The sequence below is a fragment of the Streptomyces sp. NPDC001889 genome, from assembly GCF_053594535.1.
The window spans coordinates 71786-86399 of record NZ_JBSFER010000002.1 but is presented as its reverse complement, the minus strand read 5'-3'; the positions used below and the strand labels follow the sequence as shown (position 1 = coordinate 86399).

Genomic DNA, 14614 nt, shown 5'->3' with positions numbered 1-14614 from the left:
TCGGGGTGAGCGATGACTCGACGATCGGTTTCCTGAAGGCGGACGTGGCGCGGTTCTGCGCCGGTCTGGACGAGCTGGCTCCCGCGATCCGGCTGCGGCTCGTGACTCAGCTGCGGCAGGCGCTGGGGGAGGTGACGGACACGGCCCTGGACAAGGGGATGGCCGCGGCGAGGGCGGAGGGCTGGGGACTGCGGCAGATCGGCGCGCAGGTGGGTCTGTCGCATGAGAAGGTCCGGTACCGGCTCGCCCGGGTGTCGGACGAGCCGGAGGGGTCTTCCTAGAGCACGGTGCTGGCGGTTTCGGGCTTGCGGGTGGAGCGGAGCTGTCCGCCTTCGACCTCGGCGGGCAGGGCGAGGCTGTAGCGGCCGTGGAAGTTGATGTGGGCGTACTTCAGCGGGGAGAGGCGGGCGATGTCCTCGTCCCGGATGTGGATGCCCTCGGCGCGCATCTCGGCGATGATCTGCTGCAAGTAGACGGTGTTCCACAGGATGACGATGTTGAGCATCAGCCCCAGGGCCCGAGCTGATCCTCCTGGCCCTCCCTGTACGAGCGCCGGAGTTCGCCCTTCTGGCCGTGGAAGATCTTCCGGGCAAGGCTGTGGCGGGACTCCTGCCGGTTGAGCTGGGTGTTGATGCGCCGCCGCAGCAGCTCGTCGGTGAAGTACGAGGACAGGTAGGCGCTGCGGTCCAGGCGGCCGATCTCCATGATGGCCTTGCCGGTCGGGGTGGGCTTGCCGCCCGGGGCGAGGACGCGCAGGACCTCGGAGGCTTTGATCGTGCCGGAGTGGAGGGAGCCGGCGACGCGCAGGACGTCGTCCCAGTGGCTGGTGATCTGCTTGAGGTTGACCCGGTCGCGGGTGAGCGGGTTGAGCGGGCCGTAGTCGGCGTCCGGGTCGGCCCGGTAGAGGGTGGCGCTGCCGGAGTCGGCCAGGCGGGGGGAGAACTGGTAGCCCAGGAGGCGGAAGAGGCCGAAGACAATCTCGGAGGAGCCGTGGGTGTCCGAGGTGACCTCGACGGGGCGCAGGGCGGTCGCCTGTTCGAGGAGGCCGTCGAGGATGTAGAAGGAGTCGCGCTGGGTGCCGGGGATCAGGATGCCGTGGAGGCCGCTGAACTGGTCCGAGAGGAAGTTGTAGAAGGTCACTCCGCGCCGGCGGGTGCCGAAGCATTTCGGGTTCGGTCCGGAGTTCCGCGTGCGGATCGGGGTGATGAAGCGCAGGCCGTCGGCGGAGGCCAGCTCGCCGCCGCCCCACGCCTGCACGAGCGGCAGGCGCATGTGGTGGTCCACGAGCCGGGCGTTCGCTCTGGACAGCGTTGCGGCTCGCAGGTAGTTCTGTTCGACCCAGAACAGCCGGTCGCGGGAGAGGGCGTCGATGCCGTCGTGGACGATCGGCTCGACGCCGACGTTGGTGGCCTCGGCGGTGAGGACGGCGGCCATGGAGAGTTCGAGGTCGTCCATCCGTGAGTTGGCTTCGGAGACGTGGGTGAAGTCGCTCAGGTAGGGGGTCCAGGAGTTGACCTCCAGGACCATCTCGGGCAGGTCGACGGCCGGGAGGCGGGCTTCGACCTCGCGGTGGAGTTCGCGCAGGGAGAGGGGTTCGTCCAGGCGGTCCAGGCCGGTGAGGATGATCCGGTCCCGGCCGCCCTGCTGCTCGATCCGTACGGCGGGGTTGGCGGCCAGGCCGTCGGCGAACGCCTGGTGGGCGGCGTCGAGGCGGCCGGTCCAGTTGGCGAGGAGTGTGTCCGGCTGCGGGTCGAGGTCGAGTTCCTCGCAGACGCGCAAGCGGGCGGCCTCCCATGCGGTGTCGTTGAGCAGCCGGGCGTTGGGGTCGCCCCATTTGCGCAGGCCCGGAACGTAGACCTCGTGCCGGTGGAGGGCGGTGCGCAGGGCCTCGGTGGAGGCGACGACCAGGGCGCGTTTCTCGACGCTGCCCACGGGCATCGGCGGGGGCGGGAAGACCAGGCGCCGCCACGCGGGGGTGAGGAACCGGGCGGGGACCTCCCATCCCTGAATGGGGCGGCGCCTGCCCTTGAGGGACTTCACGAACGCGAGCGCGTCGAGCACCGGCTCGCCCGCCGGGCTCGCCTCGAACGCGAACGTCTTCAGCAGGTCGGGGAGGAAGCGGGCGATGGTGTTGTAGCGGGCGGCCAGCATCTGCTCGGCGCCGTCGTCGGGCTCCTGGGCCAGCACCTTGACCGTCTCCGCGGCGGTATGGAACGGGGACACGTCCATGGCGTCGAGGACGGCACGGATATCGCCGTCCGGGTCGGCGGCAGCCGAGGACACGGCGATCCAGGCCGTGCGCAGCAGGATCGCCGCGGCGTCCAGGTCCTTGAGCGTCCGCAGCCGCTGTCGGGTCATCTTGGTGCTGGAGGAGCGGATCAGGTCGCCCATCACCAGGTCGAACACCTCGATCGCCTCGTCGGCGGCGATCTGCGGCATCACTGCGGCGAACGCCACCAGGGTGGCCAGGCGCCGCTCGCCGGCGAGGTCGGAAACCGCCTGGGCGCGGGCCGCCCGAGCGAAGCGCACCAGCGACTGGAGCCGCCCCGGGGGTATCGCGGACAGATCCCACCCGTCCCCGCCGAACGCGCGCAGTGCCTCGTACCGCTCAAGAGCCTTGCCCACCCCGCGGGCGGTGATGTCCCTCGGCGAGCGGCGCAGCCGGTCCAGCTCGGACAGCCGCTTCCCCGCAGGGACGACGACCAGGTGCTGGAGTCCGCCCGCCTGCCGGGCACTCGGGGCCGCGGCGAGCGTCGCCCACAGGCGCTTCTCGGCTCGCTCACGCGTGCCGGAGACCAGGCGTTCCAGCACGGTCACCCCAGGCAGCACCACCTTCCGGTCGACCAGCCGTTTCGTGGCCAGGTCGAACAGCAGGGTCGGGCGCTCGGACCCGATCCACGCCCGCTGGTACAGCCACCGGGCCAGGCCGAACCACTGGTCGAAGCCGAACTTCACGTACCCGTACGCGCTGCGGATCTGCTCCTGGTGGTCCCAGCGGGCCTCCCGGGAGCCGTACCCGGCGAACGAGGTGGGGTCCAGTCCGAGCTGTTCGGCGACCTAGTCGACCACCACGCCGGGGACGTCCTCCGGGTTGTCGAGGAAGGTCCCCAGGTAACGGACGGTTCCGAGCTGAACGACGAGGCCGATCCGGTTCCGGGCGCCCTTGGCGGCCATCGCCCGGCGCCGCGCGGTCCGGTCCAGGAGGAACGACCCCGCGAGCTGGCCCTCGTCCGGGTCTCCGGCGAACCGGCCGAACCGGCGGCGCTGCTCCTCGGTCAGAAAGCTGGTGGGCAACTGCACGCTCCTCGATCTTGGGGCCTGCTCTCGCGCGTGACGCTTCCAGCGGCCCGGACCGGTGGTGCGGCGATTTCCTGTTCCGGGCGTACGAGCCGGCCCGGCCGGGCGGCGCCTTCTGGTACGGGACGGGCGGGTGGATGGTGGGCCAGGTGGTGGAGGTTCGCGGACCGGCCGGGTGATCACACCGCCGTGCGGGCGGCCGGCTGATCGCCCCCGTCGGGAACATGGACAGCAGTCTGGTTGCCGAGGGAGGGCGGATCTGTCGTGGAGGTGTCCGGGAAACGGTCCCTGGTACGCAGAATGTGGGTGCTCAACCCGCCGATGGTCGCCACGGTGGTGGTCGCGGGCTTGTTCCTGGCGACCGCTCTGGTGGGGCTGGTCGTGGACGGGCGGGAGATCACGGGGCAGCCGGCGTGGGCGAAGCCCGCCCGGTTCGCGTTCTCCTTCGGCCTGTTCGCCGTCACGCTGATCTGGCTGATGTCCTTCGTCCGGGGCCATGTCCGTCTGGTGAGCGTGATGTCCTGGACAGCGGTGGTGTGCGTGGCCGTCGAGGGCGCGGGCGGCACCTGGGCGGTGGCGGAGGGGACCACCAGCCACTTCAACTTCACCAGCGTTGTCAGCGTCGTGAGGATCATGACCATGCTGGCGGCGTCGCTGGTGCTGCTGGTGATCGGTCTGGTGACCGTGTTCCTGCTGCTACGGGGACGGGTCGAGCCGCCGGCCCTGGCCTGGGCCCTGCGGCTGGGGATGGTGGTGGTCACCGTGAGCATGGTCGCCGTCTACCTCATGGTGCAGGCCACGCCCGCGCAGGAGGCCGCCGCCGACCTGGGGCGCGGTATGCCATACATCGGCGCGCACACGGTCGGCCCGCCCGACGGCGGCCCGGGGTGGCCGGTCACCAACTTCAGCACCGTCGGCGGGGACTGGCGCGTCCCGCACTTCGTGGGCGTCCACTCCCTCCAGGCCCTGATTCTGCTGGGCCTGCTCCTCACCCTCGGCCCCCGGCTCCTCGGTCCCCGGCACCGTACCGCCCTGGTCTGGATCGCCGCCGCCTGCTGCCTCGGCCTGACGGGGATCCTCACCTGGCAGGCCCACCGGGGGCAGCCCGTCACCTCCCCGGACAGTGCCACCGGCCTCGCGCTGGCGGCCCTGGCTGTCGCCACCGCGGCGGCCACCACCGTGGTCTTCCTCCACTCACGCACCACGCAGCAGCACCCCGCCTGAAAACGATCGCCCAGGTCGGAAGAAGCATCCAGAGGGGCGGGGAGGCCGAGGCGGCATGCTGGGAACGGGACTGAGGGCCGGACTGGCCGCCGCTTGTCCGTCACCGCGCCCAAGACCCGTGCCCGGGTCGTCGCCCGCTGTCTCCGATCCACCCTCGCCTCCTCCGGGGCGGATGTCCCCATGAGCAGCTTCCGCCATATTTCATCCATATATGTTTGGCTTGCGTCATGACGCTGACCGGAGCGGTGCTGGTGACCCGTGGCAGCACCATCGTGTACGAGGCGTACACGCATACCGCCGGGCCGGGGACACGCTTTCAGATCGCCTCCCTCAGCAAGCAGTTCACGGCCGCCGCCGCTCTTCTCCTCGCCGGGGACGGGCTCCTGTCCCTCTCCGACCCGATGGCCCACCGGCTACCGGGCAGCCCGGAGGCGTGGGCCGGTATCACTGCGCACCATCTGCTGACGCACACCTCCGGACTGCCCCACTGGGATGCCGCTACCGGGTCCGGACCCCGCGTGCCGCTCTCCCGCGCGGACACCGCCGCCCGCGTGATGCGCCTGCTCCCGCTCACCGCCCCGGGCCGGCGCTGGCACTACAGCAGCCCCGGCTACGTCCTGGCCGCCCTGCTGATCGAGTACGTCACCGGGCACCCGTACCAGGGCATCCTGCGTGACCGGGTCCTTGACCCACTGAGCCTCCACCACACCGGCACCGGCGACGGTACGGGCTCCGGGGCGACGGACCCCTCGTGCCTCCCGGGCGCCGGGGACCTGTGGTCCACCGCCCGGGACCTCGCCCGCTGGGCCCGCGCGCTGGAACAGGGCCGGCTCCTGGGCCCCGGTCCCCTCCACCTCATGTTCACCGCCCACGCCGTCCCCGAGCCTCACGGCCACACACCGCTGACCGCCACCGGATACGGCTACGGAGTCTTCCTCGGCACGCTGTCCGGGCACCCGGCCCGTTTCCACCACGGCGACAACCCCGGCCACCGCTCTCTCCTCGTCCGGCTCCCCCACCTGGACACCGGCATCGTCATCCTGTCCCGAGGCAACGACACCGACCCGTACACGACCCTGACCACTCTGCTCACCACACCCGCACTCCGCCCTCTCCACTCCCGCCACCCGCCGAAGACCCGGCCGCCCGGCGACGGCTGACCCCGACAGCCGCCGGACACCCGGCTCTGCCGAGCCGAGGGGCCGTCCACAGCCGGCACGGGGACCGCCCCGGCGGGCCCGCTCTGTGCGCGCCGGGCGGTGCCCGGCACCGGGCTCCGGGGTTCTTTCGCTGCCGGAGTGCGGGACGTGTGGGTGTACGGATCGGCGACCGCCAGGTCACCGGAAGAGCGGCGGCGGGAGCGGGCGGTACAGGCGGCGGTGGCGCGTGCGGCGGTGACCGGGCAGTGATCTTCGCTGGTGGAGCCCGGTCAGCCGGTGCAGCCGGGCACCGGTGCGGTGGAGCCGGTGCAGTTGTTCGGGAGGTTGTCCGTGACCGGTGACCGCGAGGTGACAGCGGTGCCGCCGTTGAGGATGCCGCCGGCGGTCTCGGCGGCCTGGTTGCCGGTGACGGCGGTGTCGTTCAGGCGCAGTCTGCTGAGGTGGCCGTGGTTGAGGATGCCGCCGCCGACCCCGCCGGCCGCCCGGTTCGACGTGACGCGGCTCCCGGTCAGGACCGTGGTTCCCGCGTTGTTGAAGAGGCCGCCCCCGCCGAAGCCGGCCGAGTTGTCGCGAACGGCCGTGTCGTCGAGGGTCGTGGTGGCGCGTTCGCCGTTGGTGGCGATGGCACCGCCGAACTCCCGGGCGTGGTTCGACTCCACGGTGCTGCCGCTGAGGGTGAGGGTGCCGAAGTTGTTGAAGATGCCGCCGCCGCTGCCGAAGGATCCGCCGCGGACCGTGATGCGGTCCAGGGTGAGCCGGCCGCCCATCTCCACTTCCAGGATCCGGAAGTCCGGTGTCCCGTCCGCCGTGCTGCGGGCGATCACGGCGGGCGACGGGCCGCGCGAGCTGATCCGGATGTCACCGGCCACCGCGGTCAGGGCGTTCATCCTGCCGTACGGCTCGGTGACCGTGTAGACGCAGCCCGGTTCCAGGACGATCTCCCACCGTGTTCCGGGGTGTGTGTTCCCGGCGGTGACCGCGTCGTTCAGCAACCGGTCCCGGTCCCCGGCGCACGGGACGACGACCTCGCCCCGCGCGCCCACGCCCGTGGCGGGCGGCGCCAGGACCAGGACGGTTCCGGCAGCGGCGGCCCAGCACCCGATCCTCAGCACGTATCCCATGAGGGGAGGATCTCCGGCTCCCGGGGCTCCCGCATGCCGGATGACGCCTCGGAGTGACCCGGGCTCCGCTCCCGGCCCGGTGCTGCGGTTCGTTCCCCGTTCGCCGCCACCCGGGAGCCGTCGGGGCGGGCACCCGAGTGCGGGGCGGTGGTGCCTCTGCTTGACTGACAGCCGGGGCGATCCCCACCCGGGAGGGAGCGGAGAGTATGCCCATGGCTGAAGATCGGTGCCAGGCCGCTCTCGCCTCTGCGGCTGCCGTACTGGTGAGCACGCTTCTGCTGGTCGCGGCGGTTCCCTCGCCTGCCGCCGTGCCGGACGGCGACAGCACGCACGCGCCGACGCGGGCCGCGATGGAGCGGGCTGTGCGGGACGGTGCGCCAGGGGTGCTCGTCACCGTGGCCGACGGCGATGGCCGGTGGGCGGGAACGGCGGGGGTCGCGGACCGGGAAACGAAACGCCCTCCCTATCCGGCGGACCACTTCCGGGTCGGCAGCATCACCAAGACGTTCACCGCCACCCTCGTACTCCAACTGGAGACAGAGGGACGCCTCAGCATCGACGACACCGTGGAGAAGTATCTGCCCGGGGTGGTCCGGGGCCACGGCCACGACGGCCGCCGCATCACCGTCCGGCAACTGCTGAACCACACCAGCGGCGTGTACAACTACCTCAATGACCCCGCCCTGCACCAGATCGGCCCGATCTGGCTGAAGCACCTGCACGAGACCTGGACGACCGCCGAGCTTCTGACCGTCGCGATGTCGAAGCCGCCCCCGGCGGCCCCCGGCGAACGGTTCGTGTACTCCAACACCAACTACCTGCTGGCCGCGCTGATCGTGGAGAAGATCACCGGCCACTCCTACGAGGACGAGCTGCACCGGCGCATCATCGTCCCCCTCCGCCTGCGGGGCACCGGCTCGCCGGGCACCCGCGAGACACTGCCCCGGCCGTCCGGACGGGCCTACTCCACCGCCCAGATCCAGGCGCCCCCGCCGGGAGTCGACGTCACCGAGTTCAACCCCTCACCGCTCCGCGCCAGCGGTGAGATCATCAGCACGGCCGACGACCTCGACCGTTTCTACGACGCCCTCCTCGACGGCCGGCTGCTGCCCCGGGCGCAACTGAGGGAGATGACCACCACCATCCCCGTCGGCGCCGACGCCCACGGGCTCGGCCTCTTCCGCATGACCACCTCCTGCGGGACCGAGCTCTGGGGACAGCGCGGCGCCGGCTACGGATTCGAAGCCCTCTCGGTCTCCACCCGCGACACCCGCCACCGCATGACCGTGTACTTCAACACCGACCACCTCGCACTCCAGGGCGCGGCGGCCCGGGACCTCACCGACGCGGAGTTCTGCCGACACCCATGACCCGGAGTGTGCGACATCCGCGGGTTGCCCTGAGGGCCGCTGAGATTGATCTTTCTGGAGTCGTTCTACTTCGCCGGCGCTTCGATCTGGCGGGGCACGGCGCCGACGCGGAGCTCGCGCAGGTCGGGGATGTGGTTGTAGAGGGTGCCCGGGGAGACGCCCAGCAGCTTGGCGATCGAGGTGATCGAGCGGCCGGGGTCGGGCAGCAGATCGCGGGCGGCGCGGATGACTTCCTCGGTGGCGACGCTGGGGCGTCCGCCGACCCGGCCGCGCTCGCGGGCGGCGGCCAGGCCCTCGTTGGTGCCGATGACAATGAGTTCGCGGATGAACTCGGCCAGGGCGGCGAAGACGTGGAAGACGAGCCGGCCGCCGGGGGTGGTGGTGTCCAGGTTCTCGTGCAGCGAGGTGAAGCCGATGCCACGGGTGCGGAGCTCGGCAACCATGTTGATGAGGTCCTGGAGGCTGCGGCCGTAGCGGTCGAGCGAGGGGACCACGAGGGTGTCGCCGGGGTCGAGGAAGGCGTGGCACGCCTTCAGCTCGGGGCGGAGCGCGTTCTTGCCGGACTTCTTGTCCGCGAAGATCTTCCGGCATCCGGCGGCCGTGAGTGCGTCGAGCTGCCGTTCGAGCCTCTGCCCGCTGGTCGAGACCCGGGCGTATCCGATCTTGATCTCGGTGCGGACGAGCGGTTCGGCGACGAGGAGACCCGGCTCGGCCGGTTCGGGGGCGGTCATGGCTCCGGATCACGTCAGAAAACGATGGTCGCGGGTTGTTGAATGTCCTCGGTTTTTGAAGGGGTTTTTGAAGGTCGTGAGGGGTCCAGGCGGTCATGCCGGGCGATCTTCAGAAAACGAAGGTTTTTTGAAGATCGGATACCGCGAGCACCCCTCGGCAGACGACAGCGGGACGGCCTCGCTCGGCGGCTGTCAAAACTTCTGACAGCAACACCGGTTCTCTGGGCCGTTCCTACTCGGACCCCAGCCTCTCCCGGGCGTGCCCCTGGGCGAACCGCTCCACCCCCGTCCCCGACCGGACCGGGGGCGTCACTCCAACGGTCCACCCCCGGGTGCCGCCCCCCTCCCGGCGGGATCGAATCGGAGGATCTGCTGAGTCGGCCCCGGAGGCACCATGGCATCGAAGGTGACAGCGGTGCGCGGGCCGATGGTGTGGTTCCGCGGCGACCCGTTCCTGGACGGCCGCGAGGAGGCCTTCGTCCATGCCGCCGACGGCCTGCTGATCTGCGCCGACGGGATCATCACCGCCGCCGGGGACTACACGGAGCTGCGCCACCGGCTGCCGGAGGGGGTCCGCCCGGCGCACTACCCGGACCATGTCATCACCGCCGGGTTCGTCGACACCCACACCCACTATGTGCAGACCGGCATCATCGCCGCGTTCGGCTCCCAGCTGATCGACTGGCTCAACCACTACACCTTCGTCGAGGAGCAGCGCTTCTCCGACGCCGGGTACGCGCGCCGGGTGGCCTCGGCGTACTGCGACGAACTGCTGCGCAACGGGACGACGACGGCGCTCGCGTTCTGCGCGGTCTACCCGCAGTCGGTGGACGCGCTCTTCGAGGAGACGTCCCGGCGGAACATGCGGATCGCGGCGGGCAAGGTGCTGATGGACCGCAACGCTCCCGACGGTCTTCTGGACACCGCCGAGTCGGGCTACCGGGACTCGAAGACACTGCTGGAGCGGTGGCACGGCAAGGACCGGAACCTCTACGCCATCACCCCGAGGTTCGCCCCGACCAGCACCCCGGAGCAGCTGGAGGCGGCGGGCACCCTGTGGCGCGAGCACCCCGAGGCGCTGATGCACACCCATGTGTCGGAGAACACCGGGGAGATCTCCTGGGTGCGTTCGCTCTTCCCCGAACGGCGCGGCTATCTGGATGTCTACGACCACTACGGACTCCTGGGCCGCGGAGCCGTGCTGGCCCACGGGGTGCATCTGACCCGCCGGGAGCGCGACCGGTGCGCGGAGACGGGCACGGCGGTCTCGCACTGTCCGACGTCCAATCTGTTCCTGGGCAGCGGTCTGTTCCATGTCCACGACGCCAAGGACTCCCGGCACCCCATGGAGGTCGGTCTGGGCACCGACATCGGCGCGGGCACCAGCTTCTCGCTGCTCTCCACCATGAACGAGGCGTACAAGGTCGCCGAGCTGTCCAACTACCCGCTCGACTCGGTGAAGGCGTTCTATCTCGCCACCCTCGGCGGGGCGCGGGCGATGGGCATCGACGACCGGGTCGGCTCCCTCGACCCCGGGCACGAGGCCGACTTCGTCGTCCTGGACCCCCGGGCCACGCCCCTGCTCGCCCAGCGGACCTCCCGGGTGGAGGCCATCGAGGAGCTGCTCTTCGTCCTGGCCGTGATGGGCGACGACCGGGCGGTACGGGCCACCTATGTGGCCGGTGCCCTGGCCCACGACCGTGACACCCCGCCCGTCTGAGCCGACAGGAGAGACCACCATGGCGACCACCACGCCTTCCCCGGCCGGCGACGGCCGGGCGTACAAGAAGCATCCGGGTGCCCGGTGGCTGCACGGCCCGCACCGGACGATCGGCGGCGTGGAGGCCTGGATCGTCTGGGGCCTGTGCACGATCTTCGTGGTCTGGCTGTTCGCCATCCAGACCGGTTACGCGGTCGTCTCGCCCGAGATCCAGAACACGGCCTCCCTCTCGGTGGCCCAGATCGGGCTGGCCGGGTCCATCTACACCTGGGCGTTCGCGCTCTGCCAGTTCTTCTCGGGCGCCCTGCTGGACCGGTTCGGCTCGCGTCCGCTGCTGACGGTCGCCGTCGCCTTCGTCACCGCCGGGGCGTTCCTGTACGCGCAGACCACCAGCATGGCGACGCTGATCGCCGCCCAGATCGTGCTGGCGATCGGTTCCTCGTTCGGTTTCGTGGGCGCCGGGTACATCGGTGGCCAGTGGTTCCCCGCCGCCCGCTACGGTCTGATGTTCGGACTGGTCCAGTCGCTGGCGTCGCTGGGCTCCGCCTTCGGGCAGCCCGCCATCTCCTGGCAGCTCGGCCTGGTGAGCTGGCAGCAGCTGCTGAACGGTTTCGGCGCGGCGGGGGTGGTGCTGATCGTGCTGTTCGCGCTGCTGGTGCGCAATCCCTCACCGGGTCCCGAGCAGTTGGCCCGGGCGGCGGCGGCGCCGAGACCACCACTGGTCTCCAGCATCCTCAAGGATCTCGGCACCTGTTTCCGCAACCGGAACGTCGTCCTCTCGGCGGCACTGGCCGGGGTGTCCTTCGGGTCCATGCTCGCTATGGGTGTGCTGTGGGGGCCCCGGGTGATGGAGGCCCGCGGCGCCGAGAACGACCTCGCCGCCGTGCTGACCGCCGTGTCCTGGCTGGGTCTCGCGATCGGCGCGCCGCTGTTCAACCTGCTCTCCGACCACTGGAACAACCGCCGGGTGCCGGCGGTCACCGGCGTACTCCTCCAGGCGGCGGCCATCAGCCTGCTGATCTATCTGCCGACGGAGACCAACAGCGTCTCGGTCGTCACGATGTTCGCCGTCGGGCTCTTCGCCGGCGCGCACATGCTCGGCTTCACCGTCGCCGGGGAGTCCGTGCCCGGTGCGCTGGTCGGCAGCTCCGCCGCCATCGTGAACGGCGTCTGCTTCATCATCGGGGGCATCCTCCAGGCGGTGCCCGGAAAGATCCTGCCGGACGTGCCCGACCTCGGGGACTACGGCCGGGCCCTGCTGATGATGCCCGTCCTGCTCGTCCTCGGCGCCGTCGCCGGCCTGTTCATCAAGGAGACGGCGACCGCGCCCCGCGCCTGACGCGGGCGCCCGCCGGGCGCGGACCGGTGAGGCGCCGGTGGTGGGCGGTGCGGCGTGCCGCGGACCCCGGTTGAGCCGGCCCGTCTCGCGGCGGGCTCCCCGTCACCGGGCCGCCGGCCGCTGCGGCGCGGTCACCGGGGCGGGGGGTGAGCCGGGTACGCGGGCGGTGTCCCGTACCAACTGGTCGACGACGTCGTGGAGTCTGCTCCGGCGGGCGTAGACGGCCCGCTGGCGCTCGGCGCCGCCGCCGTGGGCGGAGAGCCGGTGGAGTACGGAAGTGACCTGGGGCAGGTCGCCGAAGTCCGCCAGCACCGGCCGGACGTGTTCCAGGAGCTGTTCCACCAGACGGGTGGCGGGGACGAGCCGACGGCTGAGGGGGTCGAACCCCTGGCCGGTGAGTCCGTCGCGGGCGGAGCGCCAGTACGCGGCGCGCAGCAGCGCCTCGCCCAGCGGCGGCCCCGGGTCGCCGCCGCGCACCCGGGGGAGGGCCACGACGACCAGCGCGCGCACCAGCGCGGCGAGGGTGACCACCTCATCGATGCTCGCGCTGACGTCCATCGCGCGGATCTCCAGGGTGGGCAGATGCGTGGAGGGCCGCATGGCCCAGTACAGCCGGTGCTCGCTGTCGGCGGCTCCGGTCTCGCACAGCTCGGCGGTGAGGGTGCGGTAGTGGTCGCCCGAGGTGAAGTACGGGGGTGGGCCGGAGACGGGCCAGGTGCCGGCGCTGATCGTGCGCCAGCTCGCGTATCCGCTGTCGCGTTCGCACCAGAACGGGGAGTTCGCGGCGAGCGCCACCAGGGTCGGCAGCCAGGGCCGCAGATGGTTGCCGACCAGCACGGCGTCGTCGCGCGTGGGTACGTCCACATGGATGTGGAGCGCGCAGAGCGCGTAGGTGTCGTTGAGCCCCCGGTAGGTCTCCGCCCCGCGCTGGTTGTAGGCGCCGCCGCAGAGGGGCACGGGGTCCTGCGCGCCGAGGACGGGAGTGCCGGTGGCGACGGCCCGCAGCCCCTCGGCGGCCGCCGCCGCGGCCACGGCGGCCCGCATCCGGGCGAGGTGGCGGGTGAGGGCGGGGAGGCTGGTGCAGGGCGGGGTCTTGGCCTCGATCTGGTACTCGGTCAGCTCGCCGGAGACCAGATCGCCGAGGACGGGGGCGGCCCGGCGCAGCACGCTGGTGCCGCCGGGCATCACGGCGCCGGTGTCCTGGGCGACGAGGAGGTACTCCTCCTCCACTCCCAGCGCGGGGATCTGCGCGCCTGTCGCTGTCATAAGCGTCTCGTCTCCCCGGTGCCGGGCCGGCGGCGGCGACTGCCCCGGTCCAGTGTCGGCGGCCGGGGTGGGCACCGCAACACCTGCTCCCCCATGACCGGGGCGGGGCCGGCGGGCCGGACGGGCCCGGAAGGCAGGCCCCGGGAGTTTCCTTCGGGTCGGGTCGGGTCGGGCCGGATCGGTGAGCAGGGTCCGGTGCCGTGGATCGCGAGGCGGGGGAGGGAGCCCACGCGGAGCGCCGGCGACGGACGACAGCGCGGCGAGGCGCGGTGCCGGGGCGCGGTGCCGGGGCGCGCGAGCCCGGCACGATCCGAAAGAGACGGCCTAGGGTGGGGGCATGCCGTTCTCCCGCCCCCAGGACGCACCCTGCCCGGCCGCCGCCCCGGCTCCCGGGCCCCTCACGAGCGCCGCGCCGCGCGGCGCGCCGGGAACCCCGCGGGCTCCCCGGGAGACGCGTTCGCTGCCGGTGGTCGCCGCGGGCGCGGTGGTGATGCCGTTCGCCATCCAGGCGTACGACGAGGTCGTGGCGCAGGACACCACGTGGGGTGAGCACTCGCACCCCTTCCACGAGCTGCTCTGGAACGAGCGGGGCGCGTCCACCGCCGTGGTCGGGGCACGGGTGTGGACGATCACTCCGGCGCTCGGCCTGTGGATGCCCGCCGGCACACTGCACTCGGGGTCGGCGGTCGCCGGGACCTGGTTCCGGGCGAGCTTCTTCGGCTTCCACACCACACCGTCCATCTCCGAGACCCCGGTGGCCGTGGAGATCACCCCGCTGCTGCGGCTGCTGCTGGAACGGCTCGGCGAGGCCAGGCTCTCCCCCGCCTCGCGCTCGACCACCGAGGCGATGGTGCTCGATGTCCTCGAACCCTCGCCGCGCGAACTCCTGGTGCAGGCGCCCGCGTCGGCCCTGCTGCGCCCGATCGCCGACGCGCTCCGGGAGAACCCGGGCGATCAGCGCACCCTCGCCGACTGGGCGGCGGAGCTGTGTGTGAGCGCCCGGACGGTCAGCCGGGCGTTCAACGCGGAGACCGGCACCAGCTTCGCCCGCTGGATCGCCTCGGTCCGGGCCCAGCACGCGGTGGCCCTGCTGACCCGGGGGTGGGAGGTGGAGGCCGTGGCCGAGGAGGTGGGCTACCGCTCGGCGAGCGCGTTCGGGGCGGCCTTCCGGCGGACGACGGGGCTCACCCCGGGCACCTTCCGCGCCCCCTGATCCCTGGGCCGCCGCTCCCGGACCCCGGAGACCCGGCGGTCCGCCCGGTCTCCCGGCCCGTGTCCTGGGTCACCTTTCCCGGCCGTGTCCCGCGCTCTCGCCCGCGCCCGCACCGACGGCTGTCCCGATCGCTACATCAGATGTCCCAAAAGATCGGTTGCGACACGGATCGG

The 14614-nt window shown here is 71.9% G+C and carries 10 protein-coding genes and 1 pseudogene; 7 read left to right on the top strand and 4 right to left on the bottom strand.

Annotated features, from left to right (window positions below; translation table 11 throughout):
• The first annotated feature begins 5 nt into the window (after positions 1-5).
• On the top strand, positions 6-281 hold the full coding sequence (locus ACWCRA_RS02255; RefSeq protein ID WP_351548194.1) for a hypothetical protein: 276 nt from the start codon (positions 6-8) through the stop codon (positions 279-281).
• Here the strand turns inward: ACWCRA_RS02255 and ACWCRA_RS02250 are convergent.
• Positions 278-3300: pseudogene (locus ACWCRA_RS02250) on the bottom strand (Tn3 family transposase). The gene ACWCRA_RS02255 and the pseudogene ACWCRA_RS02250 overlap by 4 nt on opposite strands.
• Positions 3301-3561: 261 nt before the next feature.
• Between ACWCRA_RS02250 and ACWCRA_RS02245 the strand changes: the two are divergent.
• Both ACWCRA_RS02245 and ACWCRA_RS02240 read left to right on the top strand, forming a co-directional pair.
• Complete coding sequence (locus ACWCRA_RS02245) at positions 3562-4521, top strand: hypothetical protein (protein WP_451066656.1); 960 nt, start codon at positions 3562-3564, stop codon at positions 4519-4521.
• A gap of 227 nt (positions 4522-4748) precedes the next feature.
• Positions 4749-5681 (top strand): serine hydrolase domain-containing protein, encoded by a 933-nt coding sequence (locus tag ACWCRA_RS02240; protein ID WP_451066655.1) that lies wholly within the window; start codon positions 4749-4751, stop codon positions 5679-5681.
• A 269-nt stretch (positions 5682-5950) separates the two neighbouring features.
• Here ACWCRA_RS02240 and ACWCRA_RS02235 read toward each other — a convergent pair whose 3' ends face one another.
• A complete protein-coding gene (locus ACWCRA_RS02235) occupies positions 5951-6802 on the bottom strand; it encodes a hypothetical protein (RefSeq protein ID WP_451066654.1) in 852 nt (283 codons plus the stop codon).
• Between the two features lie 212 nt (positions 6803-7014).
• Between ACWCRA_RS02235 and ACWCRA_RS02230 the strand changes: the two genes are divergently transcribed.
• On the top strand, positions 7015-8172 hold the full coding sequence (locus ACWCRA_RS02230; protein ID WP_451066653.1) for a serine hydrolase domain-containing protein: 1158 nt from the start codon (positions 7015-7017) through the stop codon (positions 8170-8172).
• A 65-nt stretch (positions 8173-8237) separates the two neighbouring features.
• Here ACWCRA_RS02230 and ACWCRA_RS02225 read toward each other — a convergent pair whose 3' ends face one another.
• Positions 8238-8903 carry a recombinase family protein gene (locus tag ACWCRA_RS02225; RefSeq protein ID WP_451066652.1) on the bottom strand — a complete coding sequence of 222 codons (666 nt, stop codon included), beginning with the start codon at positions 8901-8903 and terminating at the stop codon, positions 8238-8240.
• A 394-nt stretch (positions 8904-9297) separates the two neighbouring features.
• Here ACWCRA_RS02225 and guaD point away from each other — a divergent pair, with 394 nt between their 5' ends.
• Together guaD and ACWCRA_RS02215 are read left to right on the top strand one after the other, a co-directional pair.
• Positions 9298-10623 (top strand): guanine deaminase, encoded by a 1326-nt coding sequence (gene guaD / locus ACWCRA_RS02220; protein WP_351552648.1) that lies wholly within the window; start codon positions 9298-9300, stop codon positions 10621-10623.
• 19 nt (positions 10624-10642) lie between these two features.
• Positions 10643-11962, top strand: a complete 1320-nt coding sequence (locus ACWCRA_RS02215) for an MFS transporter (RefSeq protein WP_351552651.1) — start codon at positions 10643-10645, stop codon at positions 11960-11962.
• Between the two features lie 102 nt (positions 11963-12064).
• On the opposite strand, the gene ACWCRA_RS02210 is transcribed toward ACWCRA_RS02215, so the two are convergent.
• On the bottom strand, positions 12065-13228 hold the full coding sequence (locus tag ACWCRA_RS02210; protein WP_351552654.1) for a carboxylate-amine ligase: 1164 nt from the start codon (positions 13226-13228) through the stop codon (positions 12065-12067).
• 490 nt (positions 13229-13718) lie between these two features.
• Between ACWCRA_RS02210 and ACWCRA_RS02205 the strand changes: the two genes are divergently transcribed.
• A complete protein-coding gene (locus ACWCRA_RS02205; RefSeq protein WP_351552824.1) occupies positions 13719-14441 on the top strand; it encodes a helix-turn-helix domain-containing protein in 723 nt (240 codons plus the stop codon).
• Positions 14442-14614 lie beyond the last annotated feature (173 nt).

What these genes read in the sequence shown, in the direction of transcription:
- ACWCRA_RS02240 (WP_451066655.1), top strand. Translation starts at nt 4,749, where the DNA reads ATGACGCTGACCGGAGCGGTGCTGGTGACCCGTGGCAGCACCATCGTG.
- ACWCRA_RS02235 (WP_451066654.1), bottom strand. Translation starts at nt 6,802, where the DNA reads ATGGGATACGTGCTGAGGATCGGGTGCTGGGCCGCCGCTGCCGGAACC.
- ACWCRA_RS02230 (WP_451066653.1), top strand. Translation starts at nt 7,015, where the DNA reads ATGGCTGAAGATCGGTGCCAGGCCGCTCTCGCCTCTGCGGCTGCCGTA.
- ACWCRA_RS02225 (WP_451066652.1), bottom strand. Translation starts at nt 8,903, where the DNA reads ATGACCGCCCCCGAACCGGCCGAGCCGGGTCTCCTCGTCGCCGAACCG.
- guaD (WP_351552648.1), top strand. Translation starts at nt 9,298, where the DNA reads ATGGCATCGAAGGTGACAGCGGTGCGCGGGCCGATGGTGTGGTTCCGC.
- ACWCRA_RS02215 (WP_351552651.1), top strand. Translation starts at nt 10,643, where the DNA reads ATGGCGACCACCACGCCTTCCCCGGCCGGCGACGGCCGGGCGTACAAG.
- ACWCRA_RS02210 (WP_351552654.1), bottom strand. Translation starts at nt 13,228, where the DNA reads ATGACAGCGACAGGCGCGCAGATCCCCGCGCTGGGAGTGGAGGAGGAG.
- ACWCRA_RS02205 (WP_351552824.1), top strand. Translation starts at nt 13,719, where the DNA reads ATGCCGTTCGCCATCCAGGCGTACGACGAGGTCGTGGCGCAGGACACC.